16 protein-coding genes and 1 pseudogene are annotated in these 19495 nt (G+C 32.8%); 16 read left to right on the top strand and 1 reads right to left on the bottom strand.

Annotated features, from left to right (window positions below):
• Nucleotides 1-117 precede the first annotated feature (117 nt).
• From MEVAN_RS02985 to hxlA, 6 genes and pseudogenes are all read left to right on the top strand, one after another.
• Nucleotides 118-672 carry a helix-turn-helix domain-containing protein gene (locus MEVAN_RS02985; protein ID WP_011972396.1) on the top strand — a complete coding sequence of 185 codons (555 nt, stop codon included), beginning with the start codon at nt 118-120 and terminating at the stop codon, nt 670-672.
• 41 nt (nt 673-713) lie between these two features.
• Nucleotides 714-2389: pseudogene (locus tag MEVAN_RS02980) on the top strand (AMP-binding protein).
• A gap of 84 nt (nt 2390-2473) precedes the next feature.
• Nucleotides 2474-2710: a 4Fe-4S dicluster domain-containing protein gene (locus MEVAN_RS02975; protein ID WP_011972395.1), complete on the top strand. Its 237-nt coding sequence runs from the start codon at nt 2474-2476 to the stop codon at nt 2708-2710.
• Nucleotides 2711-2720: 10 nt separating this feature from the next.
• Nucleotides 2721-3776 carry a 3-methyl-2-oxobutanoate dehydrogenase subunit VorB gene (locus MEVAN_RS02970; protein ID WP_011972394.1) on the top strand — a complete coding sequence of 352 codons (1056 nt, stop codon included), beginning with the start codon at nt 2721-2723 and terminating at the stop codon, nt 3774-3776.
• Between the two features lies 1 nt (nt 3777).
• Nucleotides 3778-5217 carry a 2-oxoacid:acceptor oxidoreductase family protein gene (locus tag MEVAN_RS02965; RefSeq protein WP_011972393.1) on the top strand — a complete coding sequence of 480 codons (1440 nt, stop codon included), beginning with the start codon at nt 3778-3780 and terminating at the stop codon, nt 5215-5217.
• Nucleotides 5218-5310: 93 nt separating this feature from the next.
• Nucleotides 5311-6624 (top strand): 3-hexulose-6-phosphate synthase, encoded by a 1314-nt coding sequence (gene hxlA, locus MEVAN_RS02960; protein ID WP_011972392.1) that lies wholly within the window; start codon nt 5311-5313, stop codon nt 6622-6624.
• Nucleotides 6625-6708: 84 nt separating this feature from the next.
• Here the strand turns inward: hxlA and MEVAN_RS02955 are convergent, their stop codons facing one another.
• Nucleotides 6709-7719, bottom strand: a complete 1011-nt coding sequence (locus MEVAN_RS02955) for a DUF1786 domain-containing protein (protein ID WP_011972391.1) — start codon at nt 7717-7719, stop codon at nt 6709-6711.
• Between the two features lie 204 nt (nt 7720-7923).
• Here MEVAN_RS02955 and MEVAN_RS02950 point away from each other — a divergent pair, with 204 nt between their 5' ends.
• The 10 genes from MEVAN_RS02950 to hemB all read left to right on the top strand — a co-directional run bounded on the left by MEVAN_RS02950 (nt 7924) and on the right by hemB (nt 19492).
• Nucleotides 7924-8655, top strand: a complete 732-nt coding sequence (locus tag MEVAN_RS02950) for a peptide arginase family protein (RefSeq protein WP_011972390.1) — start codon at nt 7924-7926, stop codon at nt 8653-8655.
• A 98-nt stretch (nt 8656-8753) separates the two neighbouring features.
• Complete coding sequence (gene gatD, locus MEVAN_RS02945; RefSeq protein ID WP_011972389.1) at nt 8754-10034, top strand: Glu-tRNA(Gln) amidotransferase subunit GatD; 1281 nt, start codon at nt 8754-8756, stop codon at nt 10032-10034.
• Nucleotides 10035-10129: 95 nt separating this feature from the next.
• A complete protein-coding gene (gene gatE / locus MEVAN_RS02940) occupies nt 10130-12031 on the top strand; it encodes a Glu-tRNA(Gln) amidotransferase subunit GatE (protein WP_011972388.1) in 1902 nt (633 codons plus the stop codon).
• A 96-nt stretch (nt 12032-12127) separates the two neighbouring features.
• A complete protein-coding gene (locus MEVAN_RS02935; RefSeq protein ID WP_048059136.1) occupies nt 12128-13621 on the top strand; it encodes a helicase HerA domain-containing protein in 1494 nt (497 codons plus the stop codon).
• Between the two features lie 14 nt (nt 13622-13635).
• Nucleotides 13636-14448: a YkgJ family cysteine cluster protein gene (locus MEVAN_RS02930; protein WP_011972386.1), complete on the top strand. Its 813-nt coding sequence runs from the start codon at nt 13636-13638 to the stop codon at nt 14446-14448.
• Nucleotides 14449-14466: 18 nt separating this feature from the next.
• Complete coding sequence (locus tag MEVAN_RS02925) at nt 14467-14994, top strand: hypothetical protein (protein ID WP_011972385.1); 528 nt, start codon at nt 14467-14469, stop codon at nt 14992-14994.
• Nucleotides 14969-15541 carry a zinc ribbon domain-containing protein gene (locus MEVAN_RS02920; protein WP_011972384.1) on the top strand — a complete coding sequence of 191 codons (573 nt, stop codon included), beginning with the start codon at nt 14969-14971 and terminating at the stop codon, nt 15539-15541. The genes MEVAN_RS02925 and MEVAN_RS02920 overlap by 26 nt, the downstream gene beginning before the upstream one ends.
• 112 nt (nt 15542-15653) lie before the next feature.
• Nucleotides 15654-16802: an ABC transporter substrate-binding protein gene (locus tag MEVAN_RS02915; protein ID WP_048059135.1), complete on the top strand. Its 1149-nt coding sequence runs from the start codon at nt 15654-15656 to the stop codon at nt 16800-16802.
• Nucleotides 16803-17037: 235 nt separating this feature from the next.
• A complete protein-coding gene (locus MEVAN_RS02910) occupies nt 17038-18366 on the top strand; it encodes an FAD-dependent oxidoreductase (protein ID WP_011972382.1) in 1329 nt (442 codons plus the stop codon).
• Nucleotides 18367-18523: 157 nt separating this feature from the next.
• Entirely contained in the window at nt 18524-19492 is a 969-nt protein-coding gene (gene hemB, locus MEVAN_RS02905; protein WP_011972381.1) for a porphobilinogen synthase, read from the top strand.
• The last annotated feature ends 3 nt before the right edge of the window (nt 19493-19495 follow it).

Genomic DNA, 19495 nt, shown 5'->3' with positions numbered 1-19495 from the left:
TGAATTAAATATTTATTATAAATGCTTAACTTTAAGGTTTCAGTAATAATTATCAAACCAAAATTATGGTTTATTAACCCTGATTATGATATTTAACTTAATTTAAAGGTTGAGATCATGCAAGAAAAAATGAAAGAAATTGCGGCAAGAATTCGTGAATTAAGAACTCTTTCAAAAGTATCAATTCAAGAAATGTCAGATTACTTAAAGACTTCCCCTGAAATTTATGAGCAGTATGAGAGGGGAACTTGTGATATTTCTGCAAGCGTTTTACTTGAAATTGCACACCGTTTTGACGTTGACATGGGGTTATTATTAACTGGTGAAGAAACAAGAATGCATGTATTTACTGTAACAAGAAAAGGAAAGGGAATATCTGTTGAAAGAAGAAAGCAGTACAAATACGAAAATTTAGCTGAAAAATTCATCCATAAAAAGGCAGAACCTTTTATTGTGACGGTTGAGCCAAAAACTGACGGAAAAAAACCTTCAAAAAATTCGCACCCTGGCCAAGAATTTAACTATATTCTTGAAGGCTCTATAAAGCTTTATATCCATAATAATGAAGTTATTTTGGAAGAAGGCGATTCAATATTCTTTGATTCGAACTATGAGCATGCAATGGAAGCTTTAAATGGAAAAGCTGCGAAATTTCTCGCAATTATAATGTAATTATGTAAAATTTATTTCGAAAACAAAAAACGGGTAAGATTATGGTGTCCTTACTGGAAAAATTTGTTAAAAAAGTAGAATTCAAGTCATACGAGGATTTTTTAGAAAACTATGTTGTAAAAATTCCTGAAAATTTTAATTTTGCCTATGACATTGTTGATGAATATGCTAAAATTTCTCCTGAAAAAATAGCACTTTTATGGTGCGATGATAACGATGTTGAAAAAATATTTACATTTAGTGACATGAAAAAATATAGTGATAAGGCTGCCAATTTCTTTTTAAAATACGGAATTAAAAAAGGCGATACTGTAATGCTTACTTTAAAGAGCAGGTATGAGTTCTGGTTTTGTATGCTAGGGCTTCATAAAATTGGAGCTATTGCAGTTCCTGCAACCCACATGCTGACAACAAATGACATAGAATATAGGATTGAAAAAGCAGAACTAAAAATGATAGTTTGTATCCCTGAAAATAATGTTCCCAATTTTGTAGATGAGGCGGTTTTAAAAAGTAGTAAAAAAGTTTTAAAAGTATGTATTTCTGAATTAAATAATGAAAATTGGATAAATTTTTCAAAAGAATTGGAAGAAGCATCTGAAGAATTTGAAAGGCCAATTGGTGAATTAAATACTAAAAATAGTGACGTTTTAGTTGCATATTTTTCATCTGGTACCACAGGTTACCCAAAAATGATTCAACACGATCATGAATATCCTTTAGGGCACATCACCACTGCAAAATACTGGCAAAATGTTGAAGATGACGGGCTTCACTATACTGTTTCAGATAGCGGTTGGGCAAAATGTATTTGGGGAAAGCTTTATGGCCAGTGGATTTCGGGAACCGCAGTATTTGTATACGACTATGAACGGTTTGATGCGGAAAAAATGCTCGAAAAACTTGCAAAATATAAAGTTACAACATTTTGTGCCCCGCCAACAATTTACCGGTTCATGATTAAGCAAGATATGTCAAAAGCAGACTTTTCAAGTCTTAAATATGCAGTAACTGCTGGGGAACCATTAAATCCTGAAGTTTACAATAAATTTTTGGAATTTACTGGTTTAAGACTTATGGAGGGTTTTGGGCAAACTGAAACGGTTGTATCAATTGCAAATTTCCCTTGGATGGATGCAAAACCGGGTTCAATGGGAAAGCCAATTCCTTTATATGAAGTAATTGTTATGAACAATGAAGGAAATGAATGTGATGTAGGGGAAGAAGGGGAACTCGTAATCAAGACTAAAGATATAAAGCCCCTAGGGCTGTTTACTGGTTACTTTAAGGATTCTGAAAGAACTAAACGGGCATGGTATGACGGATACTACCATACTGGAGATACTGCATGGAGGGATGAAGATGGATACCTATGGTTTGTTGGGAGAAACGACGACCTGATAAAAAGTTCCGGCTATAGAATTGGCCCATTTGAAGTTGAAAGTGCTTTAATTTCACATCCTGCAGTACTTGAATGTGCAATACAGGAATTCCTGATCCAGTTAGGGGTCAAATTGTTAAAGCAACAATTGTTTTAACTAATGGGTATGAACCAACCGATGAATTAAAATTAGAACTTCAAGAACATGTTAAAAAAACAACGGCTCCTTACAAGTACCCAAGAGCAGTTGAATTTGTAAAAGAACTACCAAAAACGATTAGTGGTAAAATTAGGCGTGTAGAAATCCGTGAAAAAGATACTGAAAAAATACAATAAGTATATTGAATAAATATAGTTAAATTATTCTTTTTAAATAATTTTAAAGAATACTAAAATTTAAACTTGGACTAAGTTGATATTATGGAACTGACAAAAAAACCGTATGTAGTGATAAACGAACTGGAATGCAAAGCTTGTGAAAGATGTATAATTGCGTGCCAAAAAGGCGTTTTAAAAATAGGCAACAAATTAAATGAACGGGGATATTTTTACGTAGAATATACTGGAGAAGGCTGTACTGGCTGTGGAAACTGTTACTACACGTGCCCAGAGCCTCTCGCAATAGAAGTGCATATACCAATTAAAAAATGCGATTAGAGGTGAACTAATGGCAACACAACTTGTAAAAGGAAATACTGCGGTTATTATTGGGGCAATGTATGCAGGATGCGACTGCTATTTTGGATACCCAATAACTCCTGCAAGTGAGATATTACATGAAGCATCAAAATACTTTCCAATGGTTGGAAGAAAATACGTTCAAGCGGAATCAGAAGAAGCTGCAATAAACATGGTTTATGGTGCCGCATCTACTGGTAAAAGGGTATTAACGGCTTCATCTGGGCCAGGAATGAGCTTAAAACAGGAAGGAATTTCATTTTTAGCAGGTGCAGAACTTCCGGCAGTTATCGTGGATGTCCAAAGAGCAGGCCCCGGACTTGGAAATATCGGCCCAGAGCAGTCAGATTATAATCAGGCAGTAAGGGGCGGGGGCCATGGAAACTATAAAAACATAGTACTTGCTCCAAATTCAGTTCAGGAAATGTGCGATTTTACCATAAAAGCGTTTGAACTTGCAACAAAATACCGAAATCCAGTAATAGTTCTTTCAGATGGGGTTTTAGGGCAGATGGTGGAGCCTTTAAAATTTCCTGAAAATGCACTTGAACCAGAAATCGATGAAAGTTGGGCCGTCTGTGGAACCGTTGAAACAAGGAAAAATCTTGTAACTTCGATTTTTTTGGATTTTAAGGAACTTGAAAGATTTAATTATGATTTACAGGAAAAGTACAAAATAATAAAAGAAAATGAGCAAGATTTTGAAGGCTACATGCTTGAAGATGCGGAAATTATACTTGTTTCATATGGGATAAGTAGTAGAATTTCAAGAACTGCCGTTGAATCTGCAAGAAAAGAAGGATTAAAAGTAGGGCTATTTAGGCCTAAAACATTATTTCCTTTCCCTGAAAAAAAACTGAATCAACTTGCAAAAAAAGACTGTACATTTATCTCGGTTGAAATGAGTAATGGGCAGATGGCTGATGATATAAGACTTGCAACTTGCTGTAGGCGACCGGTTGAAGTTATAAATCGACTTGGCGGAAATTTAATTGAAGTTGAACAGATTTTAAATAAAATTAGAAATATTGCAAGAGGTAATTAAAATGGCTGAATTTACGGAAAAAGTTTTAAAAAAGCCAAATTCAATACCCGAATGCTTTGAAAGAAAAGGAGGTTCTGCTAAAACTGCAACGCACTATTGTGCTGGTTGTGGACATGGAATAATACATAAATTAATGGCTGAAGCGATAGACGAACTTCAAATTTTGGACAGGTGTGTTTTGATAAGCCCTGTTGGATGTGCAGTATTTGCCTATTACTACTTTGATTGTGGAAATATTCAAGTTGCTCATGGAAGGGCTCCCGCAGTTGGAACCGGAGTTTCAAGAGCCATGGATAATTCAATTGTAATGTCCTATCAAGGAGATGGAGATTTAGCTTCAATTGGATTAAACGAAACAATTCAGGCTGCAAACCGTGGAGAAAAAATGGCAGTATTTTTTGTAAATAATACTGTTTATGGAATGACAGGAGGACAAATGGCCCCAACAACACTTATTGGTGAGAAAACGGTAACATGTCAAGATGGCCGTGACCCACGGTTTTCAGGATACCCAATTCACATGTGTGAATTATTAAATAGCCTTAAAGCTCCAGTATTTATTGAAAGAGTTTCAGTTTCAGATATTTCACATATAAAGAAGGCAAAACGTGCAATTAAAAAAGCACTAGAAATCCAAAAAGATGGAAAAGGCTACGCATTTGTTGAAATACTCGCACCATGTCCGACAAACTTGAAGCAAGATGCAAAGGCCGCTGAGAAGTTTATAAATGAAGAAGTTGAAAAAGAATTTCCACTTAATAACTTTAGGGATAACTCAAAAGATGTCAAACCTCTTTTAAGGGGGGAAAGCGACTTTTCAAAAGAAAATCTTGACAGCATTTTTGAAGTAAATGAAAAAAGTGTAAATGACCCATTAAATGACTTTGTTTTTAAGGAAAAACTTGTAAAAATTGCAGGATTTGGAGGTCAAGGGGTCTTAAGTATGGGTTTAACATTGGCTGAAGCTGCATGTAGGGCCCAGAGATTTGTTTCATGGTATCCTTCATACGGTCCAGAACAAAGGGGTGGAACTTCAAACTGCTCCGTTATTATTTCGGGCCAGGAAATTGGTTCCCCAGTAGTTTATAATCCTGAAGTTTTAATTGCTTTAAATAAACCTTCTCTAGAAAACTTTTCAAAAGATGTTAAAAATGGGGGGACTATAATTTACGATGATTATATCGGGGATTTTGAGGTAATTAAGGGTGTAAATGTTATTAAAGTGCCTGCAACAAAAATAGCAAAAGATTTAGGGGTTTCAAAAGCTGCAAATACAGTAATGCTGGGCGTACTTGCAGCAATTGGATATACTGAACTACCTGAATCAGTATTTATTGGTGCAATAGAGCAGACGTTTGCTAAAAAGCCAAAACTTATTCCTGTAAATGTTGATATATTGAAGGCAGGAATAAAATGGGCAAAAGAAAATCTTGACATTTAATTGACTACAATGTATTTTTAAATAATTTTTTTAGTTTTTATATTTTATTTTAACTGCCAATTTAATTACTTTTTATTTTAAAAAGGTGATATTATGGAAAACTATGACATACCTCCAGTTCAAGTTGCCCTTGACCTTTTAGACCTTCCAAGAGCAATAGAAATTGCAAAAGAGGCGGTTTTAGGCGGGGTAACATGGATTGAAGCGGGAACTCCCCTCATAAAATCCGAAGGAATGAATGCAATCCGTAAATTAAGGGAAAATTTTCCAAATTTAACGATTGTAGCAGATATGAAAACAATGGATGCAGGAAGTACTGAAGTTGAAATGGCTGCAAAAGCTGGAGCAGACGTTATATTGATACTTGGGGTAGGCCCTGATTCAATGATAAAAGAAGCAGTGCTTGCAGGAAAAAAATACGGAGTATTGGTTGGAACTGACTTAATAGCTACATATGACCCTGTAGAACGTGCTTATGAACTTGAAAAACTGGGTGTTGATATTATAAACATACACGTTGGACTTGACCAACAAGTTTTAAACATTGACCCTGTAGAACTCGTTAAAAAAGTTTCAGAAAGATGTAAACACGCAAAAATTGCAGCAGCAGGTGGATTAAATAGTGAAACTGCTGTAAAAGCTTATGAAGCTGGAGCAGATATAATAATTGTGGGCGGGCCACTTTATAAATCAGAAAGTCCTGAAAAAACTGCAAGGGACATTATTACAAGTTTAAAGACTGGAAAACCAATATCAACCAGCAAATTTAAGAAATTTAATGAAAAAGAATTGTTAGATGCTTTTAAAATTGTCAGCACTTCCAATATAAGCGATGCAATGCACAGAACTGGTGAAATGAGGGGATTAAAACCCGTAGTGGATTTTAAAAAACCTTTGAAGTTTGCAGGGCCCGCGGTTACTGTTAGAACGTATGCAGGCGATTGGAGTAAACCTGTAAGTGCAATAGACGTATGCAGTGCCGGTGACGTTTTAGTAATTGATAATTGCGGTTCTGAAATTTCTTGCTGGGGCGGACTTGCAACACTTTCGTGCAAAACAAAAGGTATAGTTGCAGTTATAGTAGATGGGGCTGTAAGGGACGTAGAAGAAATTTTAAAAATTGGAATTCCTGTTTTTTCAAAAAGTATAACTCCAACAGCAGGTGAACCAAAAGGCTTTGGTGAAATAAATTCAGCAATTTTGTGTGCTGGAAGAACTGTTGAACCTGGTGATTGGATTATTGGTGACGAAAATGGAATTATAGTAGTTCCAAAAAAAGATGCAATGGAAATTGCAAATCGTGCAATAGATGTAAAAGAACGTGAAGATAGGGTTAAAGAAGAAATAAATCGTGGAAACACACTTGGAAAAGTTATACGACTTAAAGATTGGGAATTAAAAAAATAATATATCCCTTTTTTAAAATCTTTTAAAAAATAAAATTGTTATTTTGAACATATATTACTTTTAATAATATTAAGCTTAATTATATTATTTTTTATACCTGTAAACATCTAAAAGCCCAATACACCCGGTAATCATCACGTCACCACCAGGGTATGCGTAATTTCCGTATTGTTTAAATAATTCCCGATTTGGCCCTGAAATATATATGTTTTCAGGTGAAGTTTTATTATTGACACAAGCACCATGCCCGTTATCCGCATATATTTCTTCATTTTTTAAAAGCCCCATACTCATTTTTTCTACAATACCTTTTAATTTTTCCGCATCTATCAATCCCGTATGATGCTCAAACAGTCCATTAATTTGTTTATTGGCTATTGAAACTCCTAAAGTATGTCCATTTCCAATATCAAGACCTATAAATTCGTTAATGTTATTTTCAACTGCATAATTTAGTATGCCACAAACAGATGCCATTTTACTATCCATTACAAATCCTTTGTATTTATTCTCATCAAGTATTTTTAATACTGATTCAAATCTGGAAAAATTTTCAGTTTTGTATTTTTTATTATCAAAATAAAACTCATAAGGATTATTTGTTTCATTTAACTTTTTTTCAAAGTATTTAAATCTTGTAATCCTGTCACTTTGCCCTTTCATAAATCCATGATCTTGGCACGCTACACAGACACTATTCGGGGAAAAATCTATTCCTATTGACGAAAAAACCGCATTCAACATTTCAAAGTCAAGGTCTTTTAAATATACATTTGGATCCCCAATATTTTCTTTTATGGTAATTCCTTTTGCCCTAACTTCGTCTAAATCATCCCTTATCGTTTTTGCACAATTTTCGGAAATTTCTACACTGTACCCTTGCTTTAGCTTTTGCATTATTGCAAATGCAACTGGGCCCCCACCCATTATGTCCCCGTCAATTCTTAAATTTTCCTTTAATTTCTTAATTTTCCTTGAAATGATTGTTGTTGGGGATGGAAGTATTAGTTTAATTGAATTTTCAACGTTTTTTTCAGTATCAAAATATAATATGTCTTGAGTGCCCTTGCCAATATCAATACACAAAATATTCAAAGTAATCACCTTACATTACATTTGTTAGAATTTATTAATAATATATAGTAACATCCAGTAATAGTATTGTAGTAGTATATTTTATGACTTTTTATTTATATTATAAAACCAATATATTTTGGAGTACTGGTTAAATTTGTATAGTAATGTATACCGTAGTGAAATATGTAGTGAACTATTGTAGTGGGATAATATAGTGAAATCATGCGAGTATTAGATATTGATTTGGATTTTTTTTTAAATAAAATAGCATTTTGGAAAAAAGGAAATAAAAGACTTGATGAAAAGGAATATATTGCATGGAAAAAAGATAAATTTTCCGAATTTTTAGAAAAAAACTGTAATTTATCTAGAAATAATAAGATAAAAGGAAGAATTGTAAAAAAACACCACGAAGCGTTTTATTTTTGGAACGAACTGATTGAAAAAAATCAACTTGATGTTCCTTTTGAGGTTATTCATATCGATGCCCATGCTGATTTAGGTTTTGGAGATTTTTCCTATAGGTATATAATGGAAGAACTTCTTCATAATCCTCTTGAAAAAAGAAATAGTCCTGAAATGATTTATGAAGGAAATTATCTTTCCTTTGCGATTGCAAATCGTTGGATCAATGAACTAACGTATGTTAATCACCCAAAAGGAGGAAATGACCTTTTAGATTTTCATTTTAAGGATTACGATTTAAAAAGTGGAATAATACAGCTTAAAAAAATTGAAAAAAACGTGAAAACGGATAAAAATATTAATCATGACATCAAAAATAAAATTATTTTGGATTTAGAACCTGAAGTTCCTTTTAAAATGGTTTTGGGGAAGGACTATTTTGAAAAAGGAACTTTTGACTTTGCAGTATTTAGTATCTCCCCAAAATATACTCCAAAAACGATAGATAGGCTGATTCCAATTGTAAAAGAATATATTGAAGAAATTTAATAAACTTTAGGGATTAAACATTAAAATCTCTAAGTTTAATTTTTTTATACCATAAATGACAATTATATCCTAGACTAGTGTTTTTAAAAGGTGGAAAAATGGATGTCGGCGACTTTGTAAAAATTAAAATGGAGAATACCATGTATTGTGGTACATTAATGCCCTCAATCAATGAAGATACAATTGTAGTAAAAATGAAGAGTGGCTATAATGTAGGACTTAAAAAAACCAAAATAAAATCAATTGAAATATTAAAACCAGAAAATTCTTCAAATTTTCAACCTTTAACGTCCTCAAATAACGAATTTAAGCCACTAAATTTGGAAAAAAATCCTAACTTAAAAAATATTTCAATTTTATCAACTGGGGGGACAGTTGCTTCAAGAGTGGATTATAAAACTGGGGCAGTTCATCCTGCATTTACGGCAAACGACTTAATAAGGGCAGTCCCTGAACTTTTAGACATTGCAAATATCAAGGGAAGAGCTATTTTAAACATTTTAAGTGAGAACATGCTCCCCAAGTACTGGGTAATGACTGCAGAAGCAATAAAGGAAGAAATCGAAAATGGAGCTGAAGGGATAGTAATTACCCATGGAACTGACACTATGCACTATACTGCTGCCGCATTATCATTTATGGTAGAATCAGAAGTTCCAATAATTTTAGTTGGCGCTCAAAGAAGCAGTGATAGGCCGTCATCTGACGCAGCACTAAATATCATTTCAGCAGTAATGGCTGCAACAGAACCTATAAAAGGGGTTTATGTTGTAATGCACGGGGAAATTGATGATACTATATGTAACTTACACGAAGGGGTAAAGGTTAGAAAACTTCATTCTTCAAGAAGAGATGCATTTAAATCAGTAAATAACACGCCTGTTGCAAAAATTAATCCATTTACTAAAGAAATAACCTATTTAAGAGAGATAAAACCTCAAAACTCGTCAAAAATTAAAAAAGTATCAATAAATAAAAAATTGGAAGAAAAAATTGCTTTGATAAAAGTTTATCCCGGAATTGATTCAGAAATTTTGAAATTTTACGTCGATAAAGGTTACAAAGCAATTGTTCTCGAAGGAACTGGCTTAGGGCATACTCCAGAAACTTTTTTTAGTGGTATAGATTATGCAAATAAAAATAATGTTTTAGTTTTAATGTCGACACAAACTATTAATGGACGGGTAAATATGAATATTTATTCTAATGGGCGGGAATTACAGTCTTTAGGGGTACTACCATGTGAAGATATTCTTTCGGAAGTTTTATTTGTTAAAATAATGCACTTACTTGGAAATTATGATTTAAAAGATGCTAAAAAATTAATTTGTAAAAATAGGGTAGGAGAAATTAATGAATCGATTAATTTAAAATATTAACATGTAAATTTATAATATTGGTTTAAATTGGATTTATTAATTTAACTTGGATTTTAATAATTTTTATCACTATACTTTAGATTTTTGGTGGAAAAATGGATTACGACTATGAAAAACTAGGATTAAAAGTAGGGCTTGAGATACACCAGCAGTTAAATACTAAAAGAAAGCTTTTTTGCAATTGCCCGACAAAAATAAGAGATGATGAACCACATGGGGAAATTGAAAGATTTTTAAGGCCATCTCAAAGTGAAATGGGGCAAGTTGATAAAGCGGCAATTTTAGAGTCTAGAAAAGAAAAGAAGTTTATTTACCAGTATTATAATGATACAACGTGTCTTGTTGAACTTGATGATGAACCCCCCCATAATGTCTCAGAAGAAGGATTAAATACAGCTTTAGAAGTTTCAACGTTGATGAACATGAATTTTGCTGATGAAATTCATGTAATGAGAAAGATGGTAATTGATGGGTCAAATACTTCCGGTTTTCAAAGAACAATGTTTGTATCCCAAGATGGATTTATAGAAACAGAATATGGAAAAATAAGGATTACGAGCCTTTGTTTAGAAGAAGATTCCTGTAAAAAAGTCGAAGATGGAAGGGATTACACAAAATACTGTGTAGATAGACTTGGAATTCCACTTTTAGAAATTACGACAGAACCGGATATTACTTCCCCAAAAATGGGTAAAGAGGCTGCAAGAAGGATTGGAACGATTTTAAGGGCAACTGGAAAAGTTAAACGGGGACTTGGCACTATCCGTCAGGACGTGAATATATCTATCAAAAACGGTGCAAGAATCGAAGTTAAAGGAGTTCAAAATCTTGATTTAATCGAAAAAATAATTGAAAATGAGGTTACAAGACAAGTTTCATTAAATAACCTTAAAGAAGAACTTATTGGTAGAAATGCAGAAGTTTTGGACGAAATTATCGATGTTACGGAACTTTTAAATGATACAGAATCAAAAGTTTTACGGGGCGCACTTAAAAATAAAGGGGTAATTAAAGCAATTCTTTTAAAAGGGTTTTCAGGATTGATTGGAAAAGAAGTTCAACCTGGGAGGCGACTTGGAACCGAATTTTCAGATCGTGGAAAGGTACTCGGAGGGGTGGGGGGATTGTTCCACACTGATGAACTTCCAAAATATGGAATAACTGACGAAGAAGTCAATAAATTAAAAAAATTCATGAATTGTGGCGAAAATGATGCCGTAATTTTAGTTGCGGATGCTAAAAACAAAGCTGAAAGGGCTCTTTTGGCGGTAATTGAAAGGGCAAAGGAATCTTTAATTGGAATTCCTGAAGAAACCCGAAAAGCGCTTGATGACGGAAATACTTCATATTTACGGCCCCTTCCAGGTGCTGCTAGGATGTATCCTGAAACAGATGTTCCAAAAATTTTAATAACCAGCGAAATTTGCGAAAGAATCAAAAATAATCTCCCAGAAATGCCAGAAGAAAAAACTATCCGATTTATAAAAGAATATGAGTTGAATGAAGACCTTGCAAAACAGATGGTAATGTCATATAACGTTGAATTATTTGAAAATTTATCAAAGAAATACCCAAATATAAAACCTACATTAATTGCAACGACTCTTGAAGCCACATTAAAAGAAATAAAACGTGAAGGGCTTGATACGGAAGTTTTAACTGATGAACACTTAAATGAATTATTTTTGGGCCTTTCTGAAGATAAAATGTCAAAAGAAGCAATTCCTGAGGTAATAAAAGGATATATCAATAATCCAAATATGAAACTTGATGAAGTTTTAGATGTTGCAGGCCTGTCTAAAATGTCAAAAGAAGAAGTTGAAGCGGTAATTTTAGATATAATAAACCAAAATATTTTGATAGTTAATGAAAAAGGAATGGGGGCAACAGGACTTTTAATGGGACGTTGTATGGCACAATTACGTGGAAAAGCTGACGGTAAACTCATTAATGTTACATTACAAAATAAATTAAAAGAAAAAGTTCAAGGGCAGTAGTAATCTATCTAAACTTAATTTATATTAATTTATACTACATTATATTAACTTATATTAATTTTTTTAATCATCTTCAATTTAACGGAGGTAGGTAATTTGGAATCTTTAATGGGCTACATTATTGGTGAAACGACAAATACCGAACTTGATTTTCTTGCAAAACAGCTACCTGAAATTGGAAGTTATGCTCTATTAAAGTACGGCGATTTAGAAATTTTGGGAATGGTTGAATCAGTAAATCAAGGATGTAAGGTTTTTGAAGACGTTTTTAATGTAAAAGACCTTGAAAAATTAAAAAATTTCGAGAATAATGATTCATATTATGTGATTGGAAAAATAAAGATACTTGGGGATGTAAAAAATATGCAAATCCCAAGAATACCTCCAAAACCAGGTACTGAAGTTTTTAAAGCACCTGACGAAATACTTGAAGAAATATTTTCAAATGGTTCAATAGAGATAGGAAAGTTGATTTCTGCAGATTCTAAGGTTAAATTGGATGTAAACAAGCTGTGTTCAAGACATCTTGCAATTTTAGCAATTACTGGAATGGGTAAGTCAAATACGGTTTCAGTAATCTTAGAGCAGTTAAATAATATCAAAGCAACGGTTTTAGTATTTGATATGCATCGAGAATATGTCGAATTAGAATCTAAAAATAGTGAGATTAGAAAAAATATTATAAAACCAAAAATAAACGTTTATAACATGTCTTATGATGCTTTAATGGATCTTTCAGGCGTTGACTCACAGGCTACCGTTCAAAGAGCACTTGGAAGACGTGCAATGAAAAAAATTAAAGAATCTTTTAAAGAAGTCGATTTTAATGCTGTGGATGAATATATAAACGCCATAATAAACGAATTAAATTATTACATGGGAATGGATGAATTTAAAAATAAGGCGGACAGTATTTTAACGCTTATAATGAGATTTGAAGATTTAATAACGTTTAAAGAAAAAATAACTGCAATAAATTATAATCCATTACACGACATAAAAGAAAACTTCATAAATATTGTCGATGTAAGTGAACTTGATGAAAACAGCACTGATTTGATAATATCCTATTTTACAAAAGAGATTTTAAAAGATAGAAAAAAGGTTTTATGGGATACAAAAGTTGCAAAACCAATATTTTTAATATACGAAGAGGCACACTTGATAGTGCCCCAAAATCGGCCCACAAAATCAAAATCACCTATTTCAAAAATTGCAAGAGAAGGTCGTAAATTTGGAGTGGGCATTTGCTTAGTTTCTCAAAGGCCAAAAACGCTTGACCAAGAGTCCTTATCTCAATGTAATAATTTTATAATATCAAAACTGATAGAGCCAAGCGACCAAAAACACGTGCAGCACGCATCTGAAAACTTAAGTGAAGACCTTTTAAAGCAACTTCCTGGTTTAAATGTGGGTGAAGCTGTTTTAATAGGGCCTTGTTTAAAAATTCCTGCACTTGTAAAAATTAATAGATTTTTGGGAGACTATGGCGGAGAGGATGTTAAATTCGATGAATTATGGGCTATTGAAAGTGAAAAAAATACTCCCGAATTTATCAAAAATAAAGAACTTTTTAATGACGATTTGTAGTCAAAAGAGGCAGCATGCGCTTTGAAATTACGTTTGAAGGACTTAAATATTCATGTATAAACTGTACTTATTGTTGTAGCTGTAAAAACTGGAGGGTATACTTAACATACTTTGATAAACTAAGACTTCAAGGATATGAAAACCATATTGAGAAATCAAATTCAGAATACAAGCACGTTTTAGCACTTAAGAATGGAAAATGCAGCCTTATAAATGATAATTTATGCCGAATACAGATTGAAAAAAACTATGAATCAAAACCTGCTATGTGCAAACTCTTTCCATTTAGTTTTATGGTAAAATGGAACGGAGAAATGCTTTTGATATTAAAACACTATTGTAATGGAGTTCAAATTGGAAAAACCGGTAAAAAAATGATAAATCATGCAGTAGATTGTTGTGAAGAGCTTTATCATGACCAACTAATTGAACTTTCGATAAATGGTGCTGAAAAAAGTGAAAAAACTAATTTGGATGAAAATACGAGGATATATTGGGAAGAGCGGGAAAAACTTGGAAATTACCTTTTAAAGACTAAAAAATTTGATAAATTTTCTGAAAGGTATTTAGAAATATTTTCAGAGGATGTTTCTGAGAAAATTGATAAATTAAAGTTATTAAATCTTGACAAAGAGTCTAAAAATAAAAATTTCCGTGAAAGAGAGACTTTAAGGTATATGTATGAATTAAATAAACGTGAACATTTTAGAAAAATGCCTCTTAAAAGGGAAATGCACAATCTTATAAATATCGGGGAAGAAATAAATAATCATCATGACTTGCTTAAGGGGGAAAGCATGATTGATTCAAAACTCCTTCTTTCGTAAAGATTCTTTGTGAAAACCATGATTTTAAAGGAATATATTGTATTATCCGTTATAATTATAATTCTTGCAATGGCTCCAATTATAATTATTCAGGATAGGGAACAGAACAAATCTGAAATGGAAAGATTTGAAAAATATGGAGTTTACGAAGTTCAAAACGTTAACATTCAAAATGGGAAACTTATTCGTGCTTACCAGGTTAAAAATGAACTTGGGAGAAGGCATAAGGGTGACCTTGATAAACAGACTAAGTTACAACTTTGCTATATATTATGGTATTCTTATAACCACTTTGAAAATGTTGAAGAGGTTGAAATAATATCTTATTATAATTATAGCGGTAAAATGCTTCCATATTATACTTACCGTACTGGACGATGGGAAATAGAGATATCTAAATTAGGGGACGCTTCTGAATCAGAAGTTTTAACATATATGGAATATTACTATCGTAAATTAGTTAAAATTGGAAAATTAAATGTAATGGATGAAAATATCCCCTACTGGATGGAGGAAGAAAATGGTTACAGTGATTCCAATAAATGAGGAAGAGAGAGCAAGTATTATAAACGGCCTCAAAAGTTCAGTGCCTGCAACTAAATTAATAACGTTAAAAAAGATTGTTGATTTAACAATTTTAAGGCCTGAATCATTACAATACATGGAAATGACCGATAAACAGTCAATTCAAAGAATTATCTCGGGATTAGAGCGAATAATGGAATATGACGTTGACGAAGTTTTAAAAAGAGAAGCTACAATAACTCTTGAAAAATTAAAGATAACATTAGGTTCAAAGTTTGTAGAAACTTTAAACTACTGTAAAAATTGTAACGCGGTAATTGACCTTGGTTGGGAAAATTGTGCAAACTGTGGCTCAAATTTAATAGAAATGAATTTTGAAGAATCAAAAGACTGCCCAAACTGTAAAAAACATACTACCGAAAATTGGAATAATTGTGCACATTGCGGATTTAAATTAATTGAAGAACGAGATAGGATAATCAAATGTTCAAATTGCAAGCGTGAAGTTGATTCATCATGGATGATGTGCCCATACTGCGGTACAAGACTTAAAAGTTTAAAAAAATAAGAATTCTCTATTAAATTTTTAGATTTCTTTTTTAATACATTAATTATAGTTAAACGCTTCTTAATAAATTATATATAGTTTAATACATATTTTTTATGAATATTTACGTGAGGTGTTATTTATAAAAAAATACGCAATTTTAGCGGGATTTTTAATAATGCTACTCTTTGCAGGTTGCATCGATACAAATAGTGGTTCTGAAGATGTATATAATCTTAAGGTGGCTTACTTACCATCTGACCATGATGCACCGCTTTTTGTTGCAGCAGAGCATTCCGACATTTTCATGGAAAATTACGGGATTTACTTAAAAGAAATTGAGAATAAAAAAGTATACGGATTATATGAAAACGATAAATTAATAGCAAATGTTGAATTCGTAAGGGTACTTGAAGGGGGCGCAAAAATTATGACTTTAATGGCACAAGGTCAGGTTGATGTGGGTTTAAATGGGGTTCCTCCGGCAGTATTTTCAATAGATCAGGGAAATGCTGCAAAAATTATAAGTCCAATCCAATCCGAAGGCTCAGCAGTAGTTGTTAGAAGCGATATTTCAGCAAACAATTGGGAAGAATTTGTTTTATACATAAAAGAAAGTCAAAATTCTGGAAAAACCGTAAAAATTGGACATCCTCTTCCAACCTCTATCCAGTACGTTATGATAAAATCAGCACTGGATTTTGAAGGAATAACCTACACAGAAAATCCAAACGACAAAACTAAAATGGTTCAGTTGGTAAACTGTAATGGGCAAGGTGCAATGCCCCAACTTTTAAGCAGTAAGGAATTAGACGCTGTAATTGCATGGGAACCTACTCCTGAACAGTTAAAACTTTCAGGAATTGGAAAACCTATAATCTACTCTGGAAATCTTCCTCCTGAAGGCATGTGGGAAAATCATCCGTGCTGCGTACTTGTAGCGTCAGAAAATGCCATTAAAGATAAAAAATCAGCAGTAAAATCATTCTTAAAATTAATGGCGTTATCAAATAATGAAATTGCAAAAAATCCTGAACTTGCAATAACTGCAAGCGTTGAATGGCTTGGAACTGATTTAGAGGTTGAAAAGCATTCAATTCCAAACATTGGATTTACAAATGAAATTAATAAATTAACTGAACTAGGGCCGTCATTTGTAAAAGTAATGGATGAACAAGGTGCAATGACTGGTCAATTCAAAGGAATGACCGATTCAGAAAAGATAAACAGTATACTTTATGATTTTACAATATATCATGAAGTCATGAAAGAAATTGAATAAATACCCTCTATTTTTTCTTTTTATACTTATTAGATAAATAGGACTCTATTTTTGTACCATTTATTTTTTTAAATTACGTATTTTCAAATTATATCTAAAAAAATGCTTTTTTAGGACTCCATTTGGGTTAATTTTTCGTATTATCAATTAAATTTATATATCTGAAAAAAGTTCCTATATTTAAAAACTATATTTTAATTTAACTGAATATTTTTATTTTACTACTGGTGAAAAAATGAATGTCGTAATCATTGGAAGCGGTGCTGGAGGACTTACTACTGCATCAAATATAAAAAAATATAGTGCTAATGCTAAAATTACTATATTAACGGAGGATAAACATATTGCATATTCCCCATGTGCAATACCTTATGTTATTGGTGGAGAAATTGAAAAATTTGAAAATATAGTAATGCACACTCCAAAAGACTACGAAAGAAAGGGAATTGAAGTTATTACTGAATCCAAAGTAGTTGATGTAGTAGCTAACCAAAATATAGTAATTTATGAAGAAAAAGGAATTAAAAAAGAAATTTCCTATGAAAAATTAGTAATCGCAACAGGTGGAACTCCATTTATTCCACCAATAGATGGCGTAAATTTAAAAGGGGTATTTAAGGTAAGAACAATTGAAGACGGCCAAAGCATAAAAGAATGGACAAAAACTACAAAACAAGCAGTAGTTGCAGGAGCAGGGGCAATCGGCTTAGAAATGGCATTTGGATTGAAAGAAATTGGAATAGATGTAACTGTTGTTGAAATGGTTCCACAGGTGTTTCCAAGGGCTCTTGACCCAGAAATGGCAAAAATAGTTCAGGAGTATCTTGAAGAAAATGGAATAAGAATTATTTTAGAAAAACCACTCGGAAAAATTATTGGAAATGAAAAAGTTAAGGCAGTAATTATCGGGGAAGAACAAATTGATACAGAGCTTGTAATAATGTCAACAGGCGTTCGTTCAAACATTGAACTTGCTAAACTAGCAGGCTGTGAGATTGGGCGATGGGCAATACTTACAAATAACTTGATGCAGACTTCAATTGAGAACATATATGCAGTTGGTGACTGTGTTGAAGTAATTGATGCAATAACTGGCCAAAATACTCTTTCACCATTTGGAACAACTGCTGTAAGGCAGGGGAAAGTTGCAGCAAAAAGCATTGCAGGAATTGATGCAGAAAGTAGTCCGGTACTAAACAGCATGGTTTCAAAAATTGGCGCCCTTGAAATTGGTGGAACAGGTATGACAGAAACTGCTGCAAAAATGAATGGAATAGATGTGGTTATCGGTAACGCAAAAGCACTTACAAGGGCAAGGTATTATCCGGGTGGTGAACCAATATTTATAAAACTGGTATGTGAAAAAAATTCAAGAAGGATTATCGGATGCCAGATTATTTCAAAAGAACGAGTTGCAGAACGAGTTGACGCAATGTCTATTGCAATTTCAAAGAAAATGACGGTTGACGAACTTTTAAATCAAGAATTTAGTTATGCGCCTCCTGTTTCAATGGTAATTGACCCGTTAACTTTTGCAGCAGAGGATGCATTTGAAAAGTTTTAATCTTAAACTACTAAATTAAAAAAGTAACTATTTTTAAATCTTTTAAAACTAAAAACAAAATTTATTATACTATAGTAATACAAGCTTTTAAATTTGTATTATTAAACTTATTAACCATATTAAAATAGGGTATAATTATTATTTTACAGGGGATTAAATGATAATGCGACCAAGAAGACTTAGAAAGAGTGAAAAAATAAGGAATTTAGTTAGGGAAACCACCCTTACAAAAAATGATTTAATAATGCCTATTTTTATTGATGAAAATTTAAATGAAAACGAGAAAACTCCAATATCTTCAATGCCTGGCCAATTTAGATTTGGAATTAGTGCTGCAATTTTGGAGTGCATTGAAATTTCAAATTTGGGTGTCTTAGCAGTTATTTTATTTGGGATTCCAAAAGAAAAAGATCCTTTTGCACTTTCGGCATTTGATGAAAATGGAGGGGTTCAAAAAGTTATTCGGGCAGTGAAAAAGAAACTTGGAGATAGTCTTTTAGTAATTGCAGATGTTTGTATGTGCGAATACACTTCTCACGGTCACTGCGGTATTGTTAGCAACAATGAAGTATTAAATGACGAAACTTTGGAAGTTTTAGCAGATATTGCTCTTTCCTATGCAAAAGCAGGTGTGGATATTGTAGCACCGTCTGATATGATGGATGGAAGAGTTTTAAAAATTCGAAAAACTTTAGATGAAAATGAATTCGAAAATGTTTCAATAATGAGTTATGCGGCAAAATACGCATCCGCATTCTATGGGCCGTTTAGGGAAGCTGCTGAAAGTACGCCTCAATTTGGAGATAGGAAAACTTACCAGATGGATAGTGGAAATTCAAGAGAAGCTTTAAAAGAAATACAAATGGATGTATTAGAAGGTGCAGATATGATACTTGTAAAACCTGCACTCTCTTACTTGGACATAATAAAAACTGCAAAAGAAAATACCCTTATTCCCGTTGGAGGATACAGCGTAAGTGGCGAATATGCAATGATCGAATCTGCAGCAGAAAAAGGCTGGATTGACAGGGAAAAAGCAATTTTTGAAGCACTTTTGAGCATAAAACGGGCAGGTGCAGATTTTATAATAACTTATTGGGCAAAAGAAATATCAAAAAAGCTTTAAGTT

Origin of the sequence: Methanococcus vannielii SB (assembly GCF_000017165.1) — an archaeon.
In the GTDB taxonomy this organism is placed as follows: domain Archaea; phylum AGJL01; class Methanococci; order Methanococcales; family Methanococcaceae; genus Methanococcus; species Methanococcus vannielii.
The sequence above is the reverse complement of the archived record's forward strand: the minus strand, read 5'-3'. Positions and strand labels throughout refer to the sequence as shown.